The following is a 26,605-nucleotide window of genomic DNA, read 5'->3' on the forward strand; positions in this document are numbered from 1 at the left end:
CATGCAACTTCCGATGGAAATGGAAAAAGAAAATAAATACAAGGATCTGATCTTTCATTCTGGTGTTCATCTTCTAAATATTATCAACGACATACTCGACCTGTCCCGAATTGAAGCCGGAAAACTGGTTTTGAATGAATCCGATTTTGATCTCAAGGAATTAATTTCCACTTCAATTGAAATGATTTTAGGAGAAGCGATCACAAAAAAAATCGGAATGACTTTCCAATATTTTCCGGAAGAGGCGGATTTTGAAATCAAAGCGGATCCGAAACGAATCCGACAAGTCATCCTCAATCTGCTCGGAAATGCGATCAAGTTTACGGATATTTCCGGTGAAATTCTAATTACATTAAAAAAACTCGAAAACGATTACGAACTTTCCGTTCAGGATTCAGGGATCGGAATCCCTCAAAACGAAATTCATAAAATTTTTGAAACGTTTCATCAGGTAAAAAGAGAGGATCAATCCGCTTACGAAGGAAGCGGACTCGGTCTGCCAATTGTAAAAAAAATCGTGGAAGCCCACCAAGGCTCCATCGAAGTGGAAAGCGAGCCCGAAAAAGGGAGTAAGTTTAACGTTCTCTTTCCGCGCTCCTCTGATTCGGAAAACCAGAATGCGTTCAATTCAAACATTCAAGCCAGATCTTTGTCTCAAGACATAACTTTTCAGGAACCCATTTATCCAGCCGAACTTAAATCAATACCTGTTCTACTTGCAATTCTAGATAGAATCTACGACCGAGCCATTGAAAAATATTTCATACATAACTTTCAAGAGTTCATTACGTTACGTACTGCGAAAGATTTTTCCAAAATACCGCAAAAAAGCCTCGATTCTCACAGAATATTATTATATGATACACGCTTGCTTTTGGAAGAAACAGAAGTTGTCAAATCCTTGAGAGTTCTTTTAAACGAAGATTCCAAGTTAAGTCATTTGGTTCTTTTGGAAACCGCGGATATTCCACTTCCCTTTCAAGAAGATCTTCTTTCATTCTTCCCGGATTATACGATCCAGAACCCGTTTTCCCTAGATAAATTGAAATCGATTTTAATCGAGATTGAAAAGGAGATATGTCTTGGAAACCGAACTGAAAAAAAAGAATACTTTTCGTAAAATTCCAAACGATCCTATTTTGATCGTAGAAGATAAACAAGAGAACAGTATTCTTCTGGAAAGCTTATGTGACGAACTGGGCGTTAAACATGAGGTTGCGTCTAACGGAGCGGAAGCCCTAAAAAGGATTGAAGATAAAAAATATTCTCTTTTTATTCTGGATCTGATGATGCCCGTAATGGACGGGGGTTCCTTTCTTACAAAGCTCAAGGAGATTTATCCTAACGCCGTGGTTCTCGTCCAGACCGCAATCGATAGAAACGAAAAAATCATAGAGATTATGAAACTCGGGGTTTTCGATTACATCTTAAAACCGATTTATCCCGACATCTTCCTCAAAGTTCTTCAAAAGGCACTGAACTATTGTTATCTCAAAAATATGGAAGAGAATCTGGCCAAGATCGAAAATCAGAAACTGAGAAACCAGCTCGAATGGCTTACCTATAAGGAAACAATTCGCAAATCCGACAGCGAGTCTTTTGAGAAGAATTCGATTCACAGTTTAAAAACGTCACTTTCCCAAGGGAGCGGGATAGGCGCTATGACCAGTCTTTTGGATATGATCGATTCAGTTAAAATACAGGAAGAAAATTTTTACAAAGTAGATAAGGAAATTTTGGATCTTCTTCTTACAAACAATCGAATCACGAAGAACATGTTGCTCGGTCTTGAAAAGCTGTTGGATCTGATCGATCAAAACTTCGAGTTTTCCTTCGTTTCCACCAAATACATTTTGGAAAAGACCAAGGAACTTCCAGAAAATTTAAACTCTTTTTTGATGTCCAAAAGAGTTTCTGTCACTCTTCCCATTTTTAAAAAAGAATATAAGGTAAATGTAAATCTTTCTCTTTTGTATCTTGCAATGGAAGAATTGTTCCTCAATGCGTTCAAATATTGTTCGCCCAATTCCCAGATCGATATTTTTGCGAATGTCAACCAGAGCTATTTTTGTATAACGTTTAAAAATCGAGTGATTGAAAAACCTTACGGAGGTATTCCGGAAAAGTTCGAACAACTTGTAATCCAACCTTTCTTTAGAATTTATCCCCCGGTTGAAAACGTAAGTCATTTGGAAAAGTTTGGTCTCGGTCTCGGACTAACTGCTGTGGATCATATCGTTCGTAAACATCACGGATTATTTTTTATCCACAATGCAAACGACCATACATCCGAAGACGTGAGCCTCTGTGTTCTCGCGGAAATTTTTATCCCGTTGGTTTATTAACAAGGAGAATAAAAGATGAAACGAATTCTCATCGTAGACGATTCGGCTGTCTTTAGAAAGATACTCAATCTGCATCTAAGTAATTCCGAATTTGACATTTTAGAAGCTGTGGACGGTCAAGACGGCTTGGACAAACTACAAAGCGACAAAGTAGACCTCATCGTAAGTGATATGAATATGCCGAACATGGACGGAATTACGTTCGTAAAAGAAATCAAGAAAGATCCCAAAAATAAATTCACTCCGATCATTATGCTCACTACGGAATCCCAGGTGGAAGTAAAAAACGAAGGACTGGCCGCTGGCGCTCGAGCTTGGCTCACGAAGCCATTTTCCCCCGAAGAATTAGTCCAAACGATCCATAAATTATTACCTTGAGTTCTATATGCCATTTTTATTATACATAGATCCTCAAGAAGTTTCGTCGGAAAGCTCCGGCGTTTCCTATTCGAAAGTTACGATCGAAGGTGAACTTACTATTTATGAAGCCCTCGACTTTAAAGAGAAGCTCGATTCTGTTTTTAGAAATTGTTTTCCTTTTTTAGAAATCGACCTTTTTAAAATACAAAAGATAGACACTTCTTGCTTACAGATTTTGCTCTCATTCAAAAAGGAGGCACAACGAATAAACACCGACGTTCGGTTTGTCAATCACAGCCATAGCGTTTCAAAGTTAATCGATTTCTACGAACTCACTGGGTTTTTAAAGGATAATAATAAACTCTCCTCACTTCAGTTTGAAGCGGGCAAGGATTAAGAATGGATCTTTCCGAGGTTAGGGCTACGTTCATTTCCGAATCGGAAGAGTTACTTTCTTCCATGGAATCCAATCTTTTGATCTTGGAAAAAGATTTCAAAAACGACGAAGGAATTCATTCCGTCTTTCGCGCAATCCATACCATCAAAGGAACTTCCGGGATGTTCGGTTACGAACCAATTGAAAAATTCACGCATGAAGTGGAAACTCTTCTCGATCGAATTCGTTCGGGAAAACGAATTCTCACAAAAGAAGGAATCGAATTTTTATTCTTAGCCTGCGATCATATTCGCCACCTTGTAGAATTGGTAGAAGACGCAGACACTTTGGTTTTGGATCCCAAAACTTCTCGTAAACAAGTCGATCTAATATCGCTTGTAAAAAAATTGCTCTCGGATAATTTTTCGAACGATCTCAAAAAGAATTCCACTTCGAAAAGTTCGCAGACGTCCCCAGGTAATTTAACCAGCTCTGCATATTGGCAGATTACTTTGGTCCCGAATCGACATCTTTTTGAATCCGGAATGGATCCATATACGTTTATTAAATACTTAGCTCAATCCGGAAATATCAAACACATTTTCGTTTATCCTGAATCCATTCCCAATTGGCAGGAATTTCATCCGGAACATTCTCATTTAGGCTTTGAAATCTCATACGATTCTCTCACAGAAGGCGAAGAAATTCATTCTACATTCCAATTTTTGAAGGAAGAAAGTTATCTGAAAATTCTTCCTCCAAAATGTGGCTTGGACCTCTTTGAACAAAATTGCAAAGACTTTCCTTTAGGAAGAGAGGCTTATTTATACGCTCTCGAAATTCAAAAAGTATTAAATGGCGACGAACTTCAAAAACTCAGAAACATTTTTGTCCACACTATCGAAGAAGTTCACCCTCAACTGAACGTTACCACTTCCTTGGGCGAAAACGGAAAAGAATCCGAAACTCTCAAAATACAAACAAAAACCCTTAGGGTCGATTCTTCCAAAATAGATACGTTAATCGCTCTTGTCGGAGAATTGATCACCCAAGAGGCAAATCTAAGTAGAAAGATCATAGACACGGAAGACACTCAATTGATCGAAAGCTCCGAATCCCTTTATAGATTGGTAAGCGAAATTCGAGAATTCGCGTTGAGTCTTCGAATGGTTCCGATTGCAGATTTATTCGAAAAATACAAACGTGTAGTGCGCGATCTTTCCAAAGAGCTGGACAAACAAGTAGAACTCGAAATTTTCGGCGGCGAAACAGAACTAGATCGGTCGGTAATCGAAAAAATCGCCGATCCGATCGTTCACATTTTACGAAACGCTCTTGATCACGGAATCGAAACTTCGGAAGAAAGAATTCGCAAAGGAAAACCTGCGATCGGTAAACTTCAGATCCAAGCAAGTCACGGCACCGGAAGTATTCTCATCGAAATCAAAGACGACGGAAAAGGTTTAGACAGCGAAAAGATCGTTGAAAAAGCAATTTCTAAAGGACTCATAACGAGAGACCAGACCTTATCCGAATCGGAAATCTATTCTTTGATATTTCAACCCGGGTTTTCCACGGCAGAACACGTCACCAATCTTTCCGGAAGAGGTGTTGGCATGGACGTCGTTTTAAAAAATATTGAATCCTTAAGAGGAACCGTTCAAATCCAAACGGCAAAAAACCAAGGGAGTTCCTTTCATATTCGTTTGCCTCTTACCCTCGCTATCATAGACGGTTTTTTAGTCAGTGCGTCCGGTTTATTCTTCATAGTTCCGATGCAGATGGTTCGGGAGACGGTGGAATCCAAATTCGTTTTAAACGGCTCCTCTTCAGGAACCATGAATCTGCGAGATGAACTCGTACCAATCCTCCATCTTTCCAGTTTTCTTTCCCTGGAAAAAAATACATTTTATAAAGAGAATATATTAATTTTAGAATATGAAGATAAATCTTTTGGGATCGTGGTCAACGATCTGCAAGGAGAAATTCAATCCGTTATCCGCCCTATGGCGGAAATTTTTAAAAGCATCAAATGTTTTAGCGGCACTTCGATTTTAGGAAGCGGAGAAATCGCGTTTATACTCGACGTCCCAGGCTTATACAATTCGATCCGAGACCAGGAACAATCCAAAAATAGGGAGCTTACCGTTAAATCGGGTTAAATTTTCAGAGGAATGAATTTTATAAATTTTGAATATGGAGAAATCAAATGTTTCGAAAAAATTTAGGTGTTTGGATCGGCTTAGCTATCACAATAAACGGATTTGTTTTCCTATCGATTCAGAATTTTCGGAGCGTATATCCTGAACCGGACGTTCATTCGACAAAGTATTTAGAATCGGCGCGACACTTCTCCGAGATTTTGTTAAAAACGGAGGAATCCATCGGAGAATTTTCGCTCCATATTTCTTTCGAGAAGGATAAAGAAACTCTCGTTTCTGACTTGGAGGGAATAGAAAAAAATCTGAAAAATTTAAGATCCGCTCTTTTTGAATCGCATTCCAAAGAGGAACCCACGATTAAAAAACTCGATCAAAAAATTTCTACCTTTTACGCAAACACGGAGGAATTGAAAGAAAGAATTTTAAGTTCTAAGGACCTGAAAAAAGAAATTACTTTTCTTTTAAAATCCGATTTCTTTTCGGGACTTTCCGTTTTTAGACAATCCAAATCGGAAATACTCAAGGAGCTTTTAAGAACGACCGAGACTGCTTCCGTAATTCCTGTTGGAATCGAGAATCATTTTTGGATCACGATTGTGGAATACGCCGGAGTATCGACTCTTCTAATTTCCGTTCTATGGTGGTTCAATCGTTTCAGTCACAAAACAATTCTCAATTTAGAAAGAGAATTTTTGAGGATGAGAACCGCAGTAGACAACGTGACCACGAACATCATGATGGCCGATCGTAATTTTGACATTGTTTATATGAACAAGGCAATTCGAGAAATGTTCGGTAAAGCCGAAACAGACATCAAAAAGCAACTTTTGAATTTCAATCTTACCGGTTTAGTAGGAACTAATATCGATACCTTTCATAAAAATCCTGCGCATCAACGAGGTCTTTTGAATCAACTCACCGGAACCTTCCGTTCTTCGATCTCCATCGGAGGCAGGGATTTCAATTTGATCGCGAATCCGATCACCGATGTGAAAGGAAATAAATTAGGAACCGTTGTGGAATGGAGCGACGTCACGGAACAAAACAAAATCGCCGAACAGAGAAAGATCGAAAACGAGGAACTAACTCGCGTTAAAGTGGCTCTCGATAATGTAACCACGAACATTATGATGGCGGATCGAAACCTAGATATCGTCTACATGAATAAATCTATCCGTTCCATGTTTCACGTCGCGGAGACGGACATTAGAAAACAATTTAGCGATTTCAATCCGTCCGGTTTGATCGGAACTAACATCGATACGTTTCACAAAAATCCTTCCTATCAAAGAGGGCTTCTCAATAAATTTACGGATACGTTCCGTTCTTCGATCAATATCGGAGGAAGACAATTTAATCTGATCGCCAATCCGATCATAGACGAAGCAGGAGATCGTTTGGGCTCGGTAGTCGAGTGGAGCGACGTTACGGAACAAAATAAAATCGCCGAACAGAGAAAGATCGAAAACGAGGAATTGGTTCGTGTGAAAGTCGCTCTGGACAATACGTCGACAAACATTATGATTGCCGATAACGAATTCAATATTCGTTATATGAATAAAGCCGTCGTAGAAATGTTTCAGATCGGAGAAGCGGATATAAAAAAACAATTCGCTCATTTCAATCTTAAAACCCTAATCGGGTCGAATATCGATCAGTTTCACAAAAATCCAGCGCACCAAAGAGGTGTCCTCAGTAACTTTGTCGGAATTCATAAAGCCACGATTAAAATAGGTGGACGAACTTTCGATCTGATTGCCAATCCAATTGTGGACGTAAACGGTAAAAGGCTCGGTTCCGTTGTGGAATGGGCGGACGTTACTAACGAACTCGCGGTTCAAGACGAAGTGGAAGGGATCGTCAATGCCGCCGCAAAAGGAAATTTTACGACTCGGATTTCTTTGGATTCAAAGACTGGATTTTTTCTCAATCTCAGCCAATCCCTCAACCAACTTTTGGAAGTCAGCAATATTGGTTTAAACGAAGTCGTCGAGGCCTTGGAAAGAATCTCCGCTGGAAATCTCACACAAAAGATCACGAACGAGTACCACGGTACTTTCGGAAAATTAAAAGAATATTCCAATACCACGATGGACAAGTTAAACGATATCATCGGAGATATTATCGTTCGTTCTTCAAGTCTTGTGACGTCGGCCAGTGAAGTTTCTTCCACCGCAAATTCTTTGAGTCAAGGCGCTTCCGAACAAGCCGCAAGCGTGGAAGAAACCACTTCTTCTCTGGAAGAAATGACGGCTTCCATCGACCAGAACGCACATAACTCCCGTCAAACGGAGCAAATTTCTTCCAAGTCCTCTAAAGATGCGGAAGAAGGAGGAACTTCCGTAATTGAAACGGTAAAAGCGATGAAGCAGATCGCGGAAAAGATCAGTATTATCGAGGACATCGCCTATCAGACCAACTTACTCGCGTTAAACGCAGCGATCGAAGCCGCAAGAGCCGGAGATCACGGAAAAGGATTTGCAGTCGTTGCATCCGAAGTTCGTAAACTGGCAGAAAGAAGCCAGAAATCCGCGAATGAAATTAGTAGTCTGGCGGGAAGTAGCGTTGCTATCGCCGAAAAAGCCGGGGAACTCATTTCTCAAATCGTTCCTTCGATTCGAAAAACCGCCGACCTTGTCCAAGAAATCACCGCTGCAAGTGACGAACAAGCCGCAGGAGTTTCCGAGATCAATAAGGCGATGGGACAATTGGATCAGGTTTCCCAACAAAATGCTTCGGCCTCGGAAGAGTTAGCCGCCATTTCCGAAGAAATGAACGCGCAAGCGGAACAACTCAGGGAATCCGTTTTGTTCTTTAAGATCGTGGAAAGAGACGGTAAAAAAATGACGAACGGCGGAGGCCTTTTATACAAAGAATCAGTTGGAACCGGAATGTTAAAAACAACTCCTACGACTCGAAAAGAACTTTCCAAGGCAAAATCGGAATCCGTAGGAATGTCCGTCCCTGAAAAATTTGAAAAATATTGAAGAGGACAAGTATGAACGCTTTGGAGGAAAATCAGTTTTTGACGTTTTATCTCGGAGAGGAATGTTACGGAATTGGAATATTACATATCAAAGAGATAATTGAGTATTCCGGTTTGACAAACGTTCCCTTAATGCCGGAATTTATTCCGGGAGTCATCAATCTTCGCGGGAACGTGGTTCCCGTCGTGGATCTGAAACACAAGTTCTTTAAGAGTAAAATAGAACCGGATCGTAAAACATGCGTAATCATCGTGGAAATTCATTCGGAGCGAAACGGAGACCAAAAAGAAAAAACGGACTTGGGAATTCTTGTTGAATCCGTCAATGAAGTAATTTCGATTCCGGAAAACGATATCGAACCGGCCCCTACTTTCGGTTCCAAGATCAAAGTAGATTTTATCCTAGGAATGGCTAAACAGGAAAATGGGTTCATCATCATTTTGAACACGGAAAAAATTCTGAACCTAGAAGAACTAACGTCCCTGGAAGAAAACCAATCAGAGGTATTTGCAGAAAACACATGACGGAACCGGATACGGTAAGAGATGTATTTCTACAACCCGGAGGTTTTTGTTGGGGAAGAAGGGATCTGAGAATTAGAACCTTACTCGGCTCCTGCGTATCGATCTGTTTTTGGAATCCCGCTCTTCTCTACGGAGGAATGGCGCACGTTATGCTTCCATCAAGATTGGATTACGGCGCCTCTTTAAACGCGAAATATGCCGACGACGCCATTCAATTGTTTTTTGAAAAAATAGAACAAACGGGAGGAAAAGCCAGTCAGTATCAGATCAAACTTTTCGGCGGAGCCTCCATGTTCTCCACGGAAGAGGAAAAACTTCTCGAAATCAAATCCGTTCGAGACATAGGAATGAAAAACATTCGTTCCATTAAGGAATTCTTAAGTAAGAATCGACTCCCGATCACTTCCGAAGACCTGGGAGGATTTTCCCATAGAAGAATTTTCTTTTCTCTTTGGGACGGAGAAATCTACGTGGAAAAACCGGAGTTTTCATGATTCGAGTCTTTATCATCGACGACTCTGCAGTCGTTCGCCAAGTTCTCACACAAATTCTAAATAAGGATCCTGAAATTGAAATTATAGGTTTTGCATCCGATCCCATTTTTGCGTCGGAAAAACTTTCTTCTGTTTGGCCGGACGTTTTTATACTCGATGTGGAAATGCCCCGCATGGATGGAATTTCTTTTTTAAAAAAGATCATGTCGGAAAAACCGACTCCGGTGATCATATGTTCCACTCTCAAAGAATCCGAGACTGCAGTGCTTGCGATGAAGTTAGGTGCGATCGATATCATCGAAAAACCCAAGGTCGGATTAAAAAATTTCTTAGAAGAATCGGAAGTTCTTTTTACAGATTCGGTGAAAGCGGCATCAGCTTCCGGCGCGCGGATCAAACTTCATTCTTTTCAGGACGGCGACTCGAAATTTTTCGAGAATCACAAACAAACCAAAGTGGATTTTTCCAAAATTAGCACAACAGAAAAATTGATCGCGATCGGAACCTCCACAGGAGGAACACTGGCGCTCGAATATATCCTCACCCGATTGAACATTCACTGTCCCGGAATCGTGATCGTTCAACACATGCCGGAAAAATTCACAGAAGCGTTTGCCAATAGATTAAATCAAATCTGCGAGATCCAAGTCAAAGAGGCCAAGGACAGAGACAGAATCCAACTTGGTTCTGCATATATCGCGCCCGGCAACAAACACATGGAAATTTATCTCAGCGGAGCTCAATTTCACGTTCGCGTTTTAGACGGTCCGCTAATCAATAGACATCGTCCTTCCGTGGACGTACTTTTCAATTCCGTCGCAAAGATCGCTGGTAAAAATGCAAAAGGGATCATTATGACCGGAATGGGTAATGATGGAGCAAACGGACTTTTGAAGATGAAACAAACCGGAGCTTTTACGATCGCACAAGATGAAACGAGCTGCGTGGTTTTTGGTATGCCTAAAGAAGCGATTTTGAAAGGAGCTGTGAACACGATCCTTCCGCTTTCAAAAATTGTAGAAGAGGTTCAATACTTCTAAAGTGCTTGTACATGAGATCCATGCAGCGAACATAAAAAAAGAGGTTTTAAACTAAAAGCTGATTTCAAACCTAAAAGTGTAGAAACTCCTGCATTTTTTAGAAGCTGCCGGATCGTTTAGAAGGATTTTTTAAGACGAACTCTAAACCAGGCTTAACGTGGTTTTCTTTTTTCTTTCCGCAATTTCCGCTTCGGTTTCAATATGAATCACTTCGTCCGGAACGATTTTGAAAATCGTCTGACCTTTGGAAATGATCTTTCCGTCACTGTCGTTTAACAAAATTTCTTTTACGGTTCCGCTGAAAGGAGCAGAGATTTTGTTGAACATTTTCATAACTTCTACGATAAAGAGAGGCTGCCCCGCTTTAAAGTGATCTCCTACTTTTATCATTGGAGGAAGATCTGGAGCTTCTTTGGAATAAAACATTCCTCCCATTGGAGCTACGACCTCGTCGGAACTTGCCTTCGGAGGTGGAGCGAGAAACTTAATGAAAGCGTCTCTTGTTTCTGCCTTTCTGAATTCTTCCGGAATAAGGGCTTCCAGTTTTTCATCCACTTCCAAATTGTAAAATCCGGAGTTTAGTCCGGCAGAAGGAAGAAGTTTGAGCAGTTCTAAACCCACCTGAAAACCGTTATGCGATTGAAAAACGGAAGGTAAAATCTCCGAGTCGATTCCGGAAATCGTTTTACCAGAATTCAAATTTACAACAAGTTCAATCGAATCCGCAGGAATCCCGGTTCTTTTAGAAAGTTCTCGATAAAAAGAAAGTGCCTTCTGAAGAATTTCATTGTCGTGATCCCAGATCTGTTCGGAAGGAGAAAGATTCGGATCTGCTTCCATATTCAGATAATGGTAAAGATCCGAAAGCACATAAATCGGATTTCGGAGCCATTCGATCTTAGAACCGGAAATCTTCCAGGAATGATTCAGATGAAACCCTATAAATCCCGCAACCAAGTGAGCGTCTTTGAGCAACTTGCCGATCGGTCTAGTAATGAGAGTCAACTTTCTTCCTAAAACTTTCTTCGCTTCAGGAGAAGTGGCCTCAGAAATTACTTTTTTCCAAGCGATCTCCAGATCCACGTCTTTCACAATCTTTTCCAGAGCCCCTACCCCCGCAAGATAGGAAATCATAAACGCAGTGGAAGGTTTGAACATAGCGTCCTTTCCAAGAATCCAATGGATCAAACCATAATGAACCAAAAGATTTGTTTGAAGGTCGTATCCTCTGAGTTCCGTCTTTCTCAAAATGTCGCTGAGGCGGATTAAATTGTCCGTACGGTTTTCACCGTGAGAGATGAGAAGTGCGATATTGGAATCGTAAGCCCCCGCTACTTTATAATGTACGAATAGACCCATGTCCGGATTCCGAATACTGATTCCTTGGTCGTCTCGGATTTCATCCGGAAGAGGTCTGGACCAGTTCATGATAACTCCACCAGCGTGCGGCTGGATCGCTTTGTTGGTCGCATTAATACGAACTTCCGCTCCGGAAGAAAACTTAAGGATTCTTTCCGGTTTTGGAAGCCTTTTTCCATGAAGAGAAAGAAGAGCCATCGCCTCGATCAAACTGTCCACTACGAAAAATTCGTTCGGATTTTCAGGATTTTTAAATTTCAAAGAATACACCATCTCGGTGACTCTATGTTCCACCTGAATCCGAGTGTTCACTTCCATAAAGAAATGATTGGTTCCTTCTACGATAGATTCGAAGGTGGAAACGCTATTCAGCTTTACGGCCGCTCCAAAACGTTCAGACTGTTCTTCCATTTCCCGAAGGACTTTCAGATCTCCTTTTAGAACCTCCGCTTTTTTCGGATGGGTTGTCAAACAGGAAGCGATTTCTTTTTCGAGCAACTCTTGAGTAAGAGAAAGTTCAAGAAGCTTTTGTTCGTGCATCTGAACGGAACAATCCCTACCTCCCAAGGCCAAACACCATTCTCCATTTCCGATGAGCTGTATCTCGTTATGTCTTGTGTTCTCGATATTCAACTCGATCAGGAAGTTTTTATTTGTCCCGGGAGCGGTCACTTTCGACTCGGAAAGAATTTCTTGAACGGCGCCTTTTACTTCCTCGATTTTGGAAACGACCCTTTGTCCCTTTCCGCCACCTCCGCCGATGTATTTGAAACGAATTCTATTCTTAGGATATTTCTCCCAAATTTTCTTCGTTTCCTTTTCCGCTTCGGTTTGAAGATCGGCAATCGTGACAAGCTCTACAATTTTAGAATATCCTAATTCTAGCAAGTTCTCCGCGTTTACTTCCAGAGAAACGGAAGAATCGAAACTGAAATCGATTCCTTTTTCTTTTGCGAGTTTTTCGAGAGCTTTTGCATCGGGAGCTTTCGTTAAAAGCGCAAGAGAGGAAATATTATCCACACCGGGAGTTACGGATACGTCGAGTTTTCTTGCGATCTTTTTAGCCGCATCCTTAGAGCCGGCTTGATTTGCGACATGGGAAGCAGGCCCCATAAAAACAACTCCGCTCTTTTCGATCGCTTCGATAAACTCGGAATCTTCCGCCATAAAGCCATATCCGGCAAAAATATGAGTGTATTTGTTGTCTTTTGCAATGGAGATGATCTGTTCGATTCTCTCCACTTTTTCTTCCTTACCCACTCCCATATAATCGGGAACACGGTGGATATTATTCGGAAAACGAAACCCTCTGAGTTCCGGAGCAAGGGCCATAGGATAAACGACCGAATCTTTTTCGGAAAGAAGAATTCCATATTCCCTGATTCCGATCGAATCGAAAATTTCCATCGCTTCTTTTCGGACCGGTCCCCGACATACGATCAGACATTTGATCGATTCCAAAGAGAAAGAACGGATCCAAGGAGAATTGGATTGATGAAATTGAATGCGATTGTTGTGAAAGTCGATCATGTAGATTACTCAAACTCCCTTTGAGGTCCGGACAATGGAGCCGGTTTATAATGTCGAATTAAATAATCCAAATTTTGAAAGAGGATACTTCTGGTTGTTCCAGGAAGAACAATTCTGGAAACGGAACCCAATGAAAGGGCTTCTTTCGGGTTCATCAGTTCCCTTTCGTACTGTGTGGAAAGCGTTTGAAGTTTTTTATCCCGAATTACGATTGCCTCCTTTTCGGATATTCCCTTCTTTACGTTTTCCTGATATTCTTTTTGGATTGAGGATACTTCGTCCTTGTAGACGTAGTCTTTACCCGCCGGTCCCATCACCGCAATCCTAGCGGTAGGAAGAGCGAATACCATGTCCGCTCCCGTGTGATACGAGTTAAAACAAGCGTAAGCTCCTCCGAACGCATTTCGAATAATCAGAGTTAGACGAGGAGTGCGGATATCAATGATGGAATCCAAAAGTTTTCTTCCTTCGAGAACGATCCCGTTTTGTTCCTGTTCTTTTCCGGGTAAAAATCCTGTCGTATCCTCCAAGAAAACGATCGGTATATTGTAGAGGTTGCAGAAACGGATAAACCTGGTTCCTTTTCTCGCCGCACCAATATCGATCTGTCCGGAAGAAACAGCGGAGTTATTTGCGACAAATGCTATCACATGCCCGCCGATTCTTCCAAAGGCGGTGACTAAGTTTCTGGAACGTTGTCCCTGGATTTCGAAGTATTGTCCGTGATCACAGATGTTCTGCAAATACAAAGTGATATCGAAAGGTGTGTTCATTCCCGTAGGAGAATTAAAGGTTTTCTTAAATAGAATCTCTTCTTCGTAGATAAATCGATCTGTGGGATCGGAAGTGGCATGAAACGGCGCAAAGGAATGATTGTTATCCGGTAGATAAGAAAGCAAACGAAGCGCGGTTCTAAGAGATCCCAACTCGTCACCGGTCACGATATCAACCACTCCACTCTGCCCATGAACTTTGGGCCCGCCTAAATCATCCGCGGAGATATCTTCGCCTAAGACCGATTTAACGACCCCGGGCCCCGTTAAACCGAAGAAAGTATTATCACATTGGATCATAAACGATCCTTGACGGGGAAGATAAGCCCCTCCTCCCGCGTTGAATCCGAACATGAGCATCAAACTCGGAACGACTCCGCTGATTTTCCGAAGCGCTGTAAATGCCTCGCTATAACCGTCCAGTCCACCCACTCCCGCAGGAACATATGCTCCGGCAGAATCGTTCATTCCAATCAAAGGAATTCCGTGCTCTCCTGCCATATAGATCAATCTGGCAAGTTTACTTCCGTTAGTCGCATCCATCGATCCAGCACGAAGAGTGAAATCGTGACCGTAGATCGCCACGTCTCTACCGTTGATATTTAAAATTCCGGTAACCAGAGAAGCTCCGTCCAAACTTTTTCCCCAGTTTTGATAAAGGATGTTGGGTTCCTGCTCGGTGAGAACCTTGATTCTTTCCCAAACAGTCATCCTTTCTTTGGAATGTTGAATGAGGATTCTGTCGACTCCTCCTCCCGCGAGTGGTTTGTTGAGGAGTTCTTTTCCTAACTCGTTTGCCTCTTCGTAAAGGCCGCGGGTTTTAAGAACATCAGGTTCGGTCGTGGATTGGAATGGATTTTCCAGTGAAAACTTTGCTTCGGACATGCGAGAACCTTTCCATGAAATAAAATAAATCCAGTTTTTAAAGAAAGGATTCTCGGGAAAGTTAAATTCGGTCTTGGTGCGTCGGGGGAAACTATTTTATGGCAGATTCGAGGGTTTCAAAAATGCTGAACATAGAATTCATATCGATGATTTCAAAAACTTTTTTCACCGCCGGTTTGATTCCGGCGAGCCTGAACTCCACGTCTTTTTCTTTACAGATTCGGAGAGCGGCGACGATGATTCTAAGTCCCGCAGATGATACGAATTCAACGGAAGAAAGATCTAAGACTAATATAGGAGAAACACCCGTTTTGACCTGGTCCATAAATGCGGACTCAATCTTATGTGTATTATGAACGTCTAGGTTTCCGATTAAATGAATGATCTTGGAATGATTCTTAATTTCAGAAGTTATTTCCATTCGAAGCCTTATTTTGAAAATTCTTTTTGAGAACTAAAACGTTTTTTCCGCCTTCGCTGAAATAATCGACCGAATCCATAAGCTTTTCGATCAGATAAACTCCGAATCCGCCTTTTCTTTTTCCGCTCAAATTGTCCTCAATCGAAGGCTTTTGAACTTCTTTTCTCTGAAAGACTCTCCCAGAATCAATTAATACAATAGTAATCCAATCACCTGTAAAGCGTATTTTACATTCGAACTTTGGATTTTTTAGATTCGTATTCTCATAACCGTGTATTACTATATTCGTACCGGCTTCGTCACAAGCCAAAAGAATATCGTCTTTCTGAGATTCCTCCAAATTTCTAACCTTAATCGTTTCATAAACGAATTCTCTGAACAGAGGAATCGACGAAATATTCGCCTCAAAAGTCCGAGAGAATTGATAGTTGTCGTTGAACTTTAAGATCATCACCGTAAAATCGTCAAAGAGTTGGGAGGTTCCGGAAAATTCTCGCACAAGTCCAAAAAGTTCTTCGACGATTTGTCCGGAAGGAAGATGTTTTCTTGCAATGATTTCCCGTATCATTCTTTCTAAACCGAACTCTTCGTCTTTCGCATTTTTTTCTTCAATTGCTCCGTCGGTATAAAGAATCACCATATCCCCCGGTTCCACGATCAAATTTCCTCCTTTGTAGTTAGCGGATGGAATCACTCCCAGAGGAGGACCGGAAGCTTTGATGAGTTCCCAAGAACCGTCCTTTCGAATCAAAACCTGCTCGTTGTGACCTGCTGACGCGTAATCCAAAGTGAAGATCGCGGGATTGTAATGAATGAAAAACGTAGTCACAAACATTCCGTTATGCGAATCCTCATAGATGAGAGCGTTTCCTTGTTTGAGAATCTCTTCCGGACCTAAATCGTGATTTCTGGCAAGCGTACGAATGACGGAAGAACTCATGGCCATAAAAATCGCGGCGGGAAGACTTTTTCCGGATACGTCCGATACGAGAAAAGAATACTGTCCGTCTTGATATTGATAATAATCGTAAAAGTCACCCGAAACTTCCTTAGCGGGAACGGACTTAACTCCTATATCGAAGTTGGAATGAAACGCTTTCAATTCGGGAAGAATATTTTTTTGAATCTCCCTTGTGATCTCGATCTCTCTATGCAAAGAACGTTGCATCGCTTTTCTGGAAATCATCTCATTCTGAAGTTTTAACGTTTCGTGTCCTCTCGCGATCAAGGATGCAAAGGTTTGTAATAGTCTGAGATGAGAATGATTGTACGAAAGTTTATCCACCCGATCCGAAACGGTAATTACTCCGAAAGCATTTCTACCCTGTTGTGTGAGTGGAAGAGCGATGTAAGACCCTTTGAGATACTCCAAATCCAACTCGTGATCGAATGCAAAATCCTGAATATCTTCTTTGACCGTTGTTGTCTCCTGTTCGATGGAACGATGAATAAAACTGTTATGATAATTCGTGGTTCTAAAAATTTCCACGGTCCTTTCGGAAGTACATACAATCAAAGTGAGAATTCCCATTTTTCGATTGATGAGAAAAATTCCAGTCTTACCCGCATCCATCTCGTTGTGTATTACCGAAATGGAATGTTTCATCAAATCCGCCTGGCTTTTAGCGGAAGAAACCACTTGCGAAAGTTTGAACAAACTCTCTAGCTCCGACACTTTTTTCCGAAGATCCTTGTTTGCATCCTCCAAATTCTGTAAAAGTTCGGTCTTTTGAATCGCAAGCGCGGAAGTCCCCGAAAAACTTAAAAAAAGTTCCAGATCCTCCTCTGTAAAAAAAGTTCGATCAATCGTATTGATCGCCTCGATGACTCCGATCACTTGACCTTCCACCAAAAGAGGGGCTGCCATGATGTTTCTCGTCACAAAATGAGAAGCCTTATCCACTTCCCGATAAACTCGGGGATCGTTCGTCGCGTCGTTGATGATCATCGGTTTTTTGTCTCGGACGACCATTCCCGCGACACCTTTTCCGACGGGAACCCGAATCTTCGTAACCTCGTCCCTCTTTTCTCCCAAAACCGTATGGAAGTAGAGATATTCCTTCGTATCGTCCAAAAGAAGAACGCTACAAGCTTCGGTTCGAAATACGGATTTGGAAGACAGCATGATTGCTTCCAAAAGTTGGGAGAGATCCAAGGATTTATTAATCAATCCGGAAACTCGAATGATTTCGGTTAACAAAAAGTCGAAACGATCAGTTTGTTTTCGAATCTGCACAGATTCGAGAGCAACTCTAGAAGTGGTCATGAGGGAAAGAACAACTAAAGAGGATTCTCCCGAAATAAAAGACTCTTCCAAAAGATCGGATATGATTCGAGCGGTCGTTTTTAAATGTACAAGATCGGATTCTCTAAATTCTCCTCCCTCTGATCTTCCGATAAAGATCGTTCCGAAAATTTTCTTCTGGTCTTCCGAGGAAGAAGCCCCCAAATGTAACACACAACAGATCGAATTTTGTTCTAAAGAAGGAATCAGCTTACTGGGGCTGTCTCCTTTTTTAAGATTGAAGTCTTGGCCGGTTTTAAAACAAAATTCGGAGACAAGCCTTGCCTCTTCAAGCATGTTCGAAGGAAGATTTTCGTAGATGGACTTGAGAGTCCCATCTTTTAATCGAAAACTAAATATTCCAAATTGTGCAAATGTTAGGCGAACAAGTTCCGTGAGAAGAGATTTAAAAACAACCGTCAGCCCCGGATTATCTTCCAGATAAAGATTTCCATCAGAATCCTGTCTGAGGAGGGAATCCTGTTTCTTATTTGAAATCAAAGCGGAACTTCTAGCTGGATTGAAACTTTAAGGATTCTTCTCTCAGTTTCTTATTAGCGTTTTCCAATTCTTTAATACGAGACAAGGCTCCCATCAATTCTTCACGAGAAAGATTAGTGACCAAATTGGTGGCATCGAAAGCTTCCTTAACATCCTTGAGTTCTTTTCCGGAATACTGAATGATCCCTTCGTACATACGGATGATTTCATCCGCATTCTTCAATTCCTGTTCGTTGAGTTTTAAAACTTTCTCGTAACCTTTGATGATATCGTTTTGGATCTTTAATTTTTTTTGTAAATCTTCAATCGATTCACTCATCCTAAACCGCTCCTACATTTATTATTGACTTCAAAGAAATTGGTAAAAACTTGATTCTCAAGCGGGGACGTAGCTCAGTTGGGAGAGCGTTTGAATGGCATTCAAAAGGTCGGGGGTTCGATTCCCCTCGTCTCCACATTCGACTTACCACCATTTGAGTTTTTAGACTTTCGATTTTCTATGTCAAACTCTTTTAGAACTTTTGCCCTATAGAAAAGTTCGGCAAAGAAATGGAAATCCACTATGTCCGACCTAGTCCAAATCGTTCGGTTTGAAACCGAAAATACAAACTCACTCGTTCTCATTCCGGAACTTAAATTTTCCGGTAGAACATTAAATGCGGAGATTTTTCTTTCTTCCTTTTCCGTGCGAGTTTTCGAATTCCCTACAAACTCGATGCAGATCAAGTTTCCAAAATTCGAAGAATGTATCGATCTATTATCTCGGGAAATTTTAGATTCGAAACGAAAGGTCAAATTAATAGGAGAAGGTTTGTTTTCCGGAATGGTTTTCGAGCTTCTAAAGAAATGTCCACAAGCAATCAAAGCGGCTTACATTCTCGATCCCCCTCTTTTTCAAAGCGAAGAGAACTTTCTCTGGTTTTCAAAAAACGCGGAATGGATTTTAGAACGCTTTCCCCGGAATCCCTGGTTTTTATTTTCGAAGGAACTTCATTCTTTTTACGACTCCTTAGAAAAAAATTTTCAATACGGTTTTGCGAATTCCGACCGATTGCCCACAATCGTTTTTACAAAAAATTCTGAAAAGATTGCAAAACAAATCAAGACCTTCGGAAATAGGATCGAAAAATTTCCGATTTTCAGAATCGAGACATCGAATTCCAAATCGACACAAACTCTTCTGAAGAATTTGATCGTGAAAATTCTTTAGAAGATCCCGATTTCTTGTGTCCAAAAAAAGTCAAAATTTAAGATAGAACCTGGTTTTTAAGTATGTCAGTCAGAAAAATTTTAAGGATGGGAGATCCGATTCTCCGCCAAGTTTCAAAACCCGTCACGGAAAATGAACTTCAAACAAAAGAATTCAAAAAACTCGTCCGCGATATGTTCGATACGATGCGTCACGCGGAAGGTGTGGGACTAGCGGCTCCTCAGATCGGAATCTTGAAGCAGATTGTAGTCGTAGGTTCCGAAGACAACGAACGTTATCCGGGCACTCCGGACGTTCCCGAACGCGTCATTTTAAATCCGGTCATCACTCCTCTTACAAAAGACACTTCCGGTTTTTGGGAAGGTTGTCTTTCTGTACCTGGAATGCGAGGTTACGTGGAACGGCCGAACAAAATTAGAATGCAATGGATGGATGAAAAAGGAAACCAATTTGACGAGACGATAGACGGTTATAAAGCGGTCGTTTATCAACACGAATGTGATCATCTTTCGGGAATCCTATACGTGGATCGTTTAAAAGACACGAAACTATTCGGTTTCAATGATACTCTTGATTCCGGCGGAAACTTTCTAGATTAAAAAAACAAAATATATGAAATTCCTGGTCGAATATTTTCTCTCTAAAAGTATCTTTGTAAACCTACTTACCTTTTTAATCATTCTGATCGGAGGGTTTACCGCCGTAAAAATGAATCGAGAAGCGTTTCCGAATATCAACTTCGATATCGTAAGCGTCGTAACCGTATTTCCAGGCGCCTCTCCCGCCGAAATCGAAAAACTTGTCACAAAACCTTTGGAAGAGGCGATCAAAGAAGTGGATGGAATCAAAGAATTCAGATCCGCTTCGATCGAAAATCGTTCCGGTATCGTGATTACTTTGGATCCGGATTCCACTGACACTCAGAAAGTTGTAGATGATATAAAGTCCGCAATCGATCGAGTGGAAGACCTTCCTGAAGAAGCGGAAGATCCTCTCGTTGCGGAAATCACAACGTCTAGACAACCTGTTATCGAAATCGATATCAGTCTGAAATCGAACGATTCGAGTATCGAGGCCGAAAAACATCTCAAAGCTCAAGCGAAAGTCGTAGAACAGGCTTTGGAAGATATTCCGGGTGTTGCTAGAATTTCCAAACGAGGCTGGAGAGATACGGAAATGCAGGTGGACATTAATCCGATGGCGATGTTTTCCAAATATCTCACGAGTCAGGATATCATCTTCGCATTAAAAAACCGTAATATTAACTTTCCCGGCGGCAATATCGCCGGAAACCAGAAAGAAATCATCCTAAGAACCATCGGAGAATTTGATTCTCCCCGAGAAATTGAGGAAGTTCACATTCGATCCAACGAAGTCGGGAATTCGATCCGAATCGACAATGTGGCAAGAGTAACCGAAGGTTTGAAAGAAGCCGAATATCTGGATAAGGTTAACGGGAAAAAAACGATCGCCTTAACCGTTATCAAGCGGGAAAAGGCCGACGCAATCCTAGTCGTAGACGAAGCTAAAAAAATTATCGAAGAATTTAAGAAAAATTCCAAAGAAGAATTCGAGTACGCGTTCGTAAACGATCTTTCCAAATATATTCGAAGAAGATTAGGAGTACTACTTTCCAACGCGGTCGGCGGACTGATCCTAGTAACGGCTTCCTTATTCTTATTTTTGGGATGGAGAGTCGCTCTGATGACCGCCCTCGGAATTCCGGTTTCTTTCGGGGCCACATTCATCGTTATGAATTACCTGGGCCTCACCCTAAATCTGATTTCCATGTTCGGTTTGATTATCGTTGTGGGGATCCTCGTCGACGACGCGATCATCATCTGTGAAAACGTGTATCGTTATATGGAAGAAGGAATGCCCGTCTACGAAGCCGCGTTAAAAGGAACCAGCGAAGTAATCGATCCTGTTACGGCTACCGTAACGACCACCGTGGCGGCCTTCGCACCGATGCTTTTTATGACGGGAATTTTTGGGAAGTTCATTTACAGTATCCCGCTAGTCGTAATCATTGCGTTACTTGCGTCTCTTTCAGAAGCGTTCTTCATCCTTCCTTCCCACTTATACGATATCAATAAGCATAAATTTCATTCGGGCGAAATTAAGGAAGAAAGCGGATGGTTCTATAAACTCAAGGTCAACTATTACCTGCCTTTTTTGAAGTTTGCTCTTAAGCATAGGCTTCAGATTTTTATTTATCTGTCCGCAATGCTCGTGGGAAGTTTTGCGCTTTTCGCAGTTTTTGGAAAGTTTAAACTTTTTCCCGGTTCCGTGGACGTATTTCAGATTAAGCTTACGGGCCAAACAGGAATGTCTCTTCAGGAAATGGAACGATTCACCCACGTTTTAGAAACGGAGCTTGCAAAAATTTCCAAAGTAGAAATTGAAAATTACGTAACTAGAGTAGGAATCATTCAAAAAGATCCGAACGATCCTTTCACCAAACGAGGAAAACATTACGGTCAAATTCTCGTATATCTAACACCTGAAGAAAATAGAAAGAGAACAACCGACGCGATCATCTCGGAAGTCAGGGAGAAAACGATCTGGCTCTTGAATGAAAAATCCGTGAAAGTCCTTGAGGAAACTCGTAAAAAAGAAGCAGAAAAGAAAAAGGAAGAATACAAACCTTTCAATCTAAATACATTCCCCTCCGAATTTTTGCGTTTTAAAGGACAACTTTCTGCTTTGGATTTTGAAAAAATCTCCGGAGGTCCTCCCGTTGGAAAACCGGTGGCGATCGAAATTCGCGGAGACGACTATGATAATCTGATCGCCATCGGAGAAGAATACAAAGCCGTGATGGCTAAGGTTCCGGGCATTACGGATATCGGTGACGATTTTAACGAAGGTAAGGACGAAATCAGAATCAAGGTAGACGAATCCCTCGCTTCGACCGCGGGAGTTTCCGTATTCAAAGTAGCGCAAGCGATCAACACCGCATTCCAAGGAACCGTAGCCACAAAGATTAAACGAGCCGACGAAGAAATAGAAGTTAAGGTTCGTTTTCCGGAAGAAGTGAGGAAATCCATTGGATCTCTTAACAATATCTTTGTAAGCAATCAATTAGGAAAACTCATTCCGGTATCCAGACTGATTACTTATGTTCGCGAACCCGGTTTGGCAAACATCAATCATTTGGACGGTAAGCGTCTTCTCACTGTTACGGCTAACTTGGACGAAAGTAAAACCGATACGAGAAGGGCTAACGTGGAAATTGCAAGACTTTCCAAAGGAATCATCGATAAATATCCCGGTTATCGAATGCGTTTCGGTGGAGAAAATAAGGATACGGAAGAATCGCTTACAAGTTTAGGGAGAGCCTTTCTAATTGCGTTCATTATCATTTTTATGATTCTCGCTTCCCTATTCCGTTCCGTGATTCAGCCGGTAATTGTAGTGAGTTCTATTCCGTTTTCTTTGATTGGTGTAATTTTAGCATTTATTCTTCATGGAGAGTATTTCGGATTTCTTGCCTTTTTAGGAATTGTAGGACTCGCGGGAGTTGTAGTAAACGATTCCATAGTTCTCGTAGATTTTGCCAATCAGTTAAAGTTGGAAAAACCGGGGGAAGACATAGATTCGATTCTGATCGAAACCGGACTGCTACGACTCAGACCTGTAGTTTTAACAACGGTGACAACGGTTTTGGGATTGCTTCCTACGGCCTACGGTATCGGAGGACGAGATCCATTCCTCGTTCCAATGGCTCTTGCCTTCGGATGGGGGCTTGCTTTTTCTTCCCTTTTGACCTTGGTTGCGGTTCCAGTTTTATACAAAACGGTCCACAATGTTCAACTAAGAATGAATCGTTTATCTTCCAAATTCAGGGTATAGTCGAGTCGTTTTCCTCTAAGAATCCGGGGATTTTACATTGTAGCATAAATTGATCGTGCCTAGAGGAGACGTAATCTGTAAGAATTCATAACCTTACCCACAAGTTAAGGAGGATTTTGGAATAAGAAGGATCAAAAACGCAGATTTTTCAAGTGTTCCGACAAGAATGAGGCTTTTTACTTGCAAAAAGTATGATTTTCTGATAGAGAAAAGTCTCCCGAGCCTTTCCACCTCCCGCCCCACCACCCAAAAATCAGGGTGGGGCGTAGTTTCACAGAAGATTGTCGTAATTCCGACAGATTTATCTTGAGATCCAAGTACTTGTGGGTAAGGTTATGGTAAGAATTCCTACATTTTTAGGAAATAAATCTTTCGTTTTTTCTTCGGTTTCTTGAGTTCCGTTTTGAGATAAAAATTCCTATTCCAGAAAGGTATAAAACTCCGGGGGCAAATCCCAAAATCATCCAAAGGATTTTTGTGAACATTCCCCCTAATGTTCCGAAATGAATAGGGCGAAACGAATCCACAATTTTATAAAATAGATTTTCATTCGAAAGATGAAACATCTTTAACATCTTTCCCGATTTCGAATCAAAGATAAAATAGGAACCGAACCGACTTCGAAACGGATTTTGCTCTTTCTCAGTGCCATAAAATTGAATCGGATCTTTCTCATGATGATGAGGAAAAGAAATAAACCCCAGACGAAAGTCAGGTATTTGAACGATAGCATCTCGTAATAAAGCATTCATTGAAATAGATTGGTTGAAAAAGCTTCCGATTTTTTTTTCCTCTGAAAACCCGCGAGCCAAAAGTCCGGCGGTGGATCGCGCACTCCACCAAGCCCCCGTAAAACCCAAAACCAAATTAAAAATTAGAGTAAACACACCGACTAATTTATGAAAATCCGAAAAATATGTCCTAAGTGATTGGCCCGTTCTCAGTCGGAATAAATTTTGCCAAATACTCCGATAGAGAATTGTCCCGCTGATTCCTTGAAAAACAAATATAACTCCAAAAATTCCCGTCAAAAAGTACCCGAAACTACCCATAAACAAAGTATAATGTAGATTTAATACCCAACCATAAAAAGAATCAGAAAGGTTCTCGGCGAGTTTTCCTAAAATTTTTCCAGTATAAGGATTTAATAAAATTACAAATTCCTTCTTTTGATCCGAATCTAAAAAATGAAGCCAAACTTGATCCGGTTGATTTCGTTTTTCGGAAAGTAACCAACCAGCCAAAGCGTGGGAAGGAAGGGCTTGATTTAATTTTTCTCGAAGCGCATCTATGCTCAGCCGTTCGGTTCCGTCTGCAACATACCACCGATTCGGATGCAATAGCTGATCGATTTCATGTCCAAAGATCAAAAGAGAACCGCTTAAACCGATCACGACTAAGAATAACCCGCTACAAATTCCTACTAGAGAATGTAATTTATATAATTTCTTTCGATTCATAGGCGCTTTTTGCCAAATTGCCAAATGGATTCAAAATTAGGGTCTCATTTCAAAAACAGTTCGAACCCGATAATAAATTTTTACACTGCATTTCTGGTATTTTTAAGAACCAAAACACAGTACAAACTTTGAAAGTTTAGAGATTGTTACAAGTTAATTTTTGATTTTAGGTCTTAATATCAAAAGTTAGCTTTGAAGTTTCATCTAAAATTTTACAAAAATCCAAAAGACATTTTGTAGTTTTTCTTAATTAACGTGAGTTCGGCCTAAGGAGGAAAAAAGAGAAAAATCTTGTACAGAAAAGCGCCAGATCACATATTGAACCGTACTTTCAGCAAGAAAAGGGGTTAAATATGGATCTGACAGAGATATTTTGTGCGATAGACGATTATTGTACACAACAAAAAATAAACTGGAACGAGAAAATACTTTTGTCCGGTGGTTCGAAAAAGAAACCGAAAATTTCAGTTAAGCCTGAGTGAAGTAGCAACGATTGTTGTCTGTTTTCATCTTTCTCATTATAGAGAATTTAAAAATTATTATCTGATAGAAATAAAAAAGAGGGTGTCATCTCGATTGTGTAAATGACTTGTGAAAAAAGAAAAAGTAACAAGGATAAAAACAACATGAGCAAACCGAAGAATCGAGCAGAAGAACTACTTGATGAATTAATCAAAGGTAAAACCCCCGAAGAGCTGATCGGAAACGAAGGCCTCTTAAAACAACTCACCAAATCACTTGTTGAACGAGCGATGCAAGGAGAGATGACGCATCATCTTGGGTATGAGAAAAATTCCTCGACTGGAATAACTCAGGCAATTCCCGAAATGGAAAAAGTAGCAAAAAGCTCAAAGGAGACTTTGGGACAATTGACTTGGAAGTTCCTCGAGATAGAAACGGAAGCTTTGAACCCCAGATAATCCGGAAAGGACAGACACGCTTTACGGGCTTCGATGAAAAGATCATCTCGATGTATTCACGTGGAATGACAACTCGAGAAATATCTCAACACCTGAAAGAAATTTATCAAGTTGAAGTCTCGGCGGATTTAATTTCTCAAGTAACGGATTCCGTAATGGAAACAGTGATCGAATGGCAGAATCGACCCTTGGATAAAGTGTATCCGATTCTCATCATGGATGCGTTGATCGTGAAGGTAAGAGACGGCAACCACGTCGTGAACAAAGCCTTCTATTTGGCTTTAGGAATCAATCTACAGGGCACAAAGGAGATACTTGGGATTTGGGTAGAACGCACCGAAGGGGCAAAGTTCTGGCTTCAGATTTTAACCGATTTAAAAAAATCGAGGCGTTGAAGATATCTTAATCGCTTGTGTCGACGGATTGAAAGGATTTCCGGATACAATCATATCAGTTTTTCCTAATGCACAAGTTCAACTTTGTATCGTTCCTATGGTTAGGAATTCTTTGAAATGGGTTTCTTACAAACAGAGGAAAGAGTTGGTAGTCGACCTAAAGGCCATCTACAAATCTCCATCGGAAGAAATTGCTAAGAAAAGCCTTGATGATTTTTCAACCAAATGGGACAGTCAGTATCCGATGATCAGCAAGTCTTGGAGAAGTAATTGGGATTCGGTGATTCCTTATTTGGCCTATCCACCTAACATTCGTAAGGCGATATACACTACAAATGCTATCGAATCTATGAATATGGGCTTAAGAAAGATTATCAAGAATCGGGGTTCGTTTCCGAACGATGAGGCGGCAATCAAGCTTCTCTATTTAGCTTTGAATAATATGTCTAAAAAATGGACCATGCCGATTCAAGATTGGGATGACGAGCGATCCTTAGAGAGCCGAGTCGCTCGAGTTCAAGCGATGAATCAGTTTTCGATTCTTTTCGGAGATCGATTGAAATTGGATTCGTTTTAAAAAAGTTAATTTACACAGGATTCCTGACACTACCATAAAAAAGAATTTAAAATACGGAATTTCCAAAAGCGGTAAGTTACAATCGTTTTGTTGAACTGATGCCTAACGCGTTATCTGTCATAGCTTCGTTTCTATCAAATTCTTGTC

Annotated in this window: 18 protein-coding genes, 1 tRNA gene and 3 pseudogenes (1 of these 22 running past the window's edge); 16 read left to right on the forward strand and 6 right to left on the reverse strand. The window is 41.0% G+C overall.

Annotated features, from left to right (window positions below):
* The 9 genes in view from LEP1GSC062_RS11690 to LEP1GSC062_RS11730 are tightly spaced (at most 47 nt apart) and all read left to right on the forward strand, a layout consistent with a single transcriptional unit that may run on beyond the window.
* Positions 1-1,120: the 3' portion of a PAS domain-containing sensor histidine kinase gene (locus tag LEP1GSC062_RS11690; protein WP_139356639.1), read on the forward strand. 1,100 nt of this gene lie to the left of the window's left edge; the window shows 1,120 of its 2,220 coding nt (coding positions 1,101-2,220); its start codon lies off the left edge, out of view; its stop codon occupies positions 1,118-1,120.
* Positions 1,083-2,345, forward strand: a complete 1,263-nt coding sequence (locus LEP1GSC062_RS11695; protein WP_020984348.1) for a hybrid sensor histidine kinase/response regulator — start codon at positions 1,083-1,085, stop codon at positions 2,343-2,345. Before LEP1GSC062_RS11690 ends, LEP1GSC062_RS11695 begins: the two co-directional genes overlap by 38 nt.
* A gap of 15 nt (positions 2,346-2,360) precedes the next feature.
* Positions 2,361-2,723, forward strand: coding sequence for a response regulator (locus LEP1GSC062_RS11700; RefSeq protein WP_002622170.1), 363 nt, complete (start codon positions 2,361-2,363; stop codon positions 2,721-2,723).
* Between the two features lie 7 nt (positions 2,724-2,730).
* Complete coding sequence (locus tag LEP1GSC062_RS11705; RefSeq protein ID WP_010579029.1) at positions 2,731-3,102, forward strand: STAS domain-containing protein; 372 nt, start codon at positions 2,731-2,733, stop codon at positions 3,100-3,102.
* A 2-nt stretch (positions 3,103-3,104) separates the two neighbouring features.
* Complete coding sequence (locus tag LEP1GSC062_RS11710) at positions 3,105-5,243, forward strand: chemotaxis protein CheA (protein ID WP_010579030.1); 2,139 nt, start codon at positions 3,105-3,107, stop codon at positions 5,241-5,243.
* A 47-nt stretch (positions 5,244-5,290) separates the two neighbouring features.
* On the forward strand, positions 5,291-8,230 hold the full coding sequence (locus LEP1GSC062_RS11715; RefSeq protein WP_010579031.1) for a methyl-accepting chemotaxis protein: 2,940 nt from the start codon (positions 5,291-5,293) through the stop codon (positions 8,228-8,230).
* Positions 8,231-8,241: 11 nt separating this feature from the next.
* Positions 8,242-8,754: a chemotaxis protein CheW gene (locus tag LEP1GSC062_RS11720; protein ID WP_010579032.1), complete on the forward strand. Its 513-nt coding sequence runs from the start codon at positions 8,242-8,244 to the stop codon at positions 8,752-8,754.
* Positions 8,751-9,248: a chemotaxis protein CheD gene (locus LEP1GSC062_RS11725; protein ID WP_010579033.1), complete on the forward strand. Its 498-nt coding sequence runs from the start codon at positions 8,751-8,753 to the stop codon at positions 9,246-9,248. The genes LEP1GSC062_RS11720 and LEP1GSC062_RS11725 overlap by 4 nt, the downstream gene beginning before the upstream one ends.
* Positions 9,245-10,288, forward strand: a complete 1,044-nt coding sequence (locus LEP1GSC062_RS11730) for a protein-glutamate methylesterase/protein-glutamine glutaminase (RefSeq protein ID WP_010579034.1) — start codon at positions 9,245-9,247, stop codon at positions 10,286-10,288. Before LEP1GSC062_RS11725 ends, LEP1GSC062_RS11730 begins: the two co-directional genes overlap by 4 nt.
* 141 nt (positions 10,289-10,429) lie before the next feature.
* Here the strand turns inward: LEP1GSC062_RS11730 and LEP1GSC062_RS11735 are convergent, their stop codons facing one another.
* The 5 genes from LEP1GSC062_RS11735 to LEP1GSC062_RS11755 form a co-directional block, all read right to left on the reverse strand.
* Positions 10,430-13,177 carry an ATP-binding protein gene (locus LEP1GSC062_RS11735; protein ID WP_010579035.1) on the reverse strand — a complete coding sequence of 916 codons (2,748 nt, stop codon included), beginning with the start codon at positions 13,175-13,177 and terminating at the stop codon, positions 10,430-10,432.
* Between the two features lie 5 nt (positions 13,178-13,182).
* Positions 13,183-14,835 carry an acyl-CoA carboxylase subunit beta gene (locus LEP1GSC062_RS11740; RefSeq protein ID WP_010579036.1) on the reverse strand — a complete coding sequence of 551 codons (1,653 nt, stop codon included), beginning with the start codon at positions 14,833-14,835 and terminating at the stop codon, positions 13,183-13,185.
* 91 nt (positions 14,836-14,926) lie between these two features.
* A complete protein-coding gene (locus tag LEP1GSC062_RS11745) occupies positions 14,927-15,256 on the reverse strand; it encodes an STAS domain-containing protein (RefSeq protein WP_010579037.1) in 330 nt (109 codons plus the stop codon).
* Entirely contained in the window at positions 15,240-18,041 is a 2,802-nt protein-coding gene (locus tag LEP1GSC062_RS11750) for a SpoIIE family protein phosphatase (protein ID WP_020984351.1), read from the reverse strand. The genes LEP1GSC062_RS11745 and LEP1GSC062_RS11750 overlap by 17 nt, the downstream gene beginning before the upstream one ends.
* 10 nt (positions 18,042-18,051) lie before the next feature.
* Entirely contained in the window at positions 18,052-18,360 is a 309-nt protein-coding gene (locus LEP1GSC062_RS11755; RefSeq protein WP_010579039.1) for a hypothetical protein, read from the reverse strand.
* 63 nt (positions 18,361-18,423) lie between these two features.
* Here LEP1GSC062_RS11755 and LEP1GSC062_RS11760 point away from each other — a divergent pair.
* The 4 genes from LEP1GSC062_RS11760 (at position 18,424) to LEP1GSC062_RS11775 (ending at position 23,106) form a co-directional block, all read left to right on the forward strand.
* Positions 18,424-18,496: transfer RNA gene (locus tag LEP1GSC062_RS11760), tRNA-Ala, on the forward strand.
* Between the two features lie 107 nt (positions 18,497-18,603).
* On the forward strand, positions 18,604-19,251 hold the full coding sequence (locus tag LEP1GSC062_RS11765; protein WP_010579040.1) for a hypothetical protein: 648 nt from the start codon (positions 18,604-18,606) through the stop codon (positions 19,249-19,251).
* Positions 19,252-19,313: 62 nt separating this feature from the next.
* Complete coding sequence (gene def / locus LEP1GSC062_RS11770; protein WP_039941918.1) at positions 19,314-19,850, forward strand: peptide deformylase; 537 nt, start codon at positions 19,314-19,316, stop codon at positions 19,848-19,850.
* A 13-nt stretch (positions 19,851-19,863) separates the two neighbouring features.
* On the forward strand, positions 19,864-23,106 hold the full coding sequence (locus LEP1GSC062_RS11775; protein WP_010579042.1) for an efflux RND transporter permease subunit: 3,243 nt from the start codon (positions 19,864-19,866) through the stop codon (positions 23,104-23,106).
* A gap of 356 nt (positions 23,107-23,462) precedes the next feature.
* Here LEP1GSC062_RS11775 and LEP1GSC062_RS11780 read toward each other — a convergent pair whose 3' ends face one another.
* Positions 23,463-24,566, reverse strand: a complete 1,104-nt coding sequence (locus LEP1GSC062_RS11780) for a PepSY-associated TM helix domain-containing protein (RefSeq protein ID WP_020984350.1) — start codon at positions 24,564-24,566, stop codon at positions 23,463-23,465.
* Positions 24,567-24,919: 353 nt separating this feature from the next.
* On the opposite strand from LEP1GSC062_RS11780, the pseudogene LEP1GSC062_RS21800 reads away from it, so the two are divergent.
* The 3 pseudogenes from LEP1GSC062_RS21800 to LEP1GSC062_RS23185 form a co-directional block, all read left to right on the forward strand.
* Positions 24,920-25,151 (forward strand): annotated as a pseudogene (locus LEP1GSC062_RS21800) (IS982 family transposase); the annotation flags it as partial.
* Between the two features lie 41 nt (positions 25,152-25,192).
* Positions 25,193-26,458, forward strand: a pseudogene (locus LEP1GSC062_RS23180) (IS256 family transposase).
* Between the two features lie 34 nt (positions 26,459-26,492).
* Positions 26,493-26,605: pseudogene (locus LEP1GSC062_RS23185) on the forward strand (IS982 family transposase); the annotation flags it as partial.

Source organism: Leptospira alexanderi serovar Manhao 3 str. L 60 (assembly GCF_000243815.2).
In the GTDB taxonomy this organism is placed as follows: Bacteria; Spirochaetota; Leptospiria; order Leptospirales; family Leptospiraceae; genus Leptospira; species Leptospira alexanderi.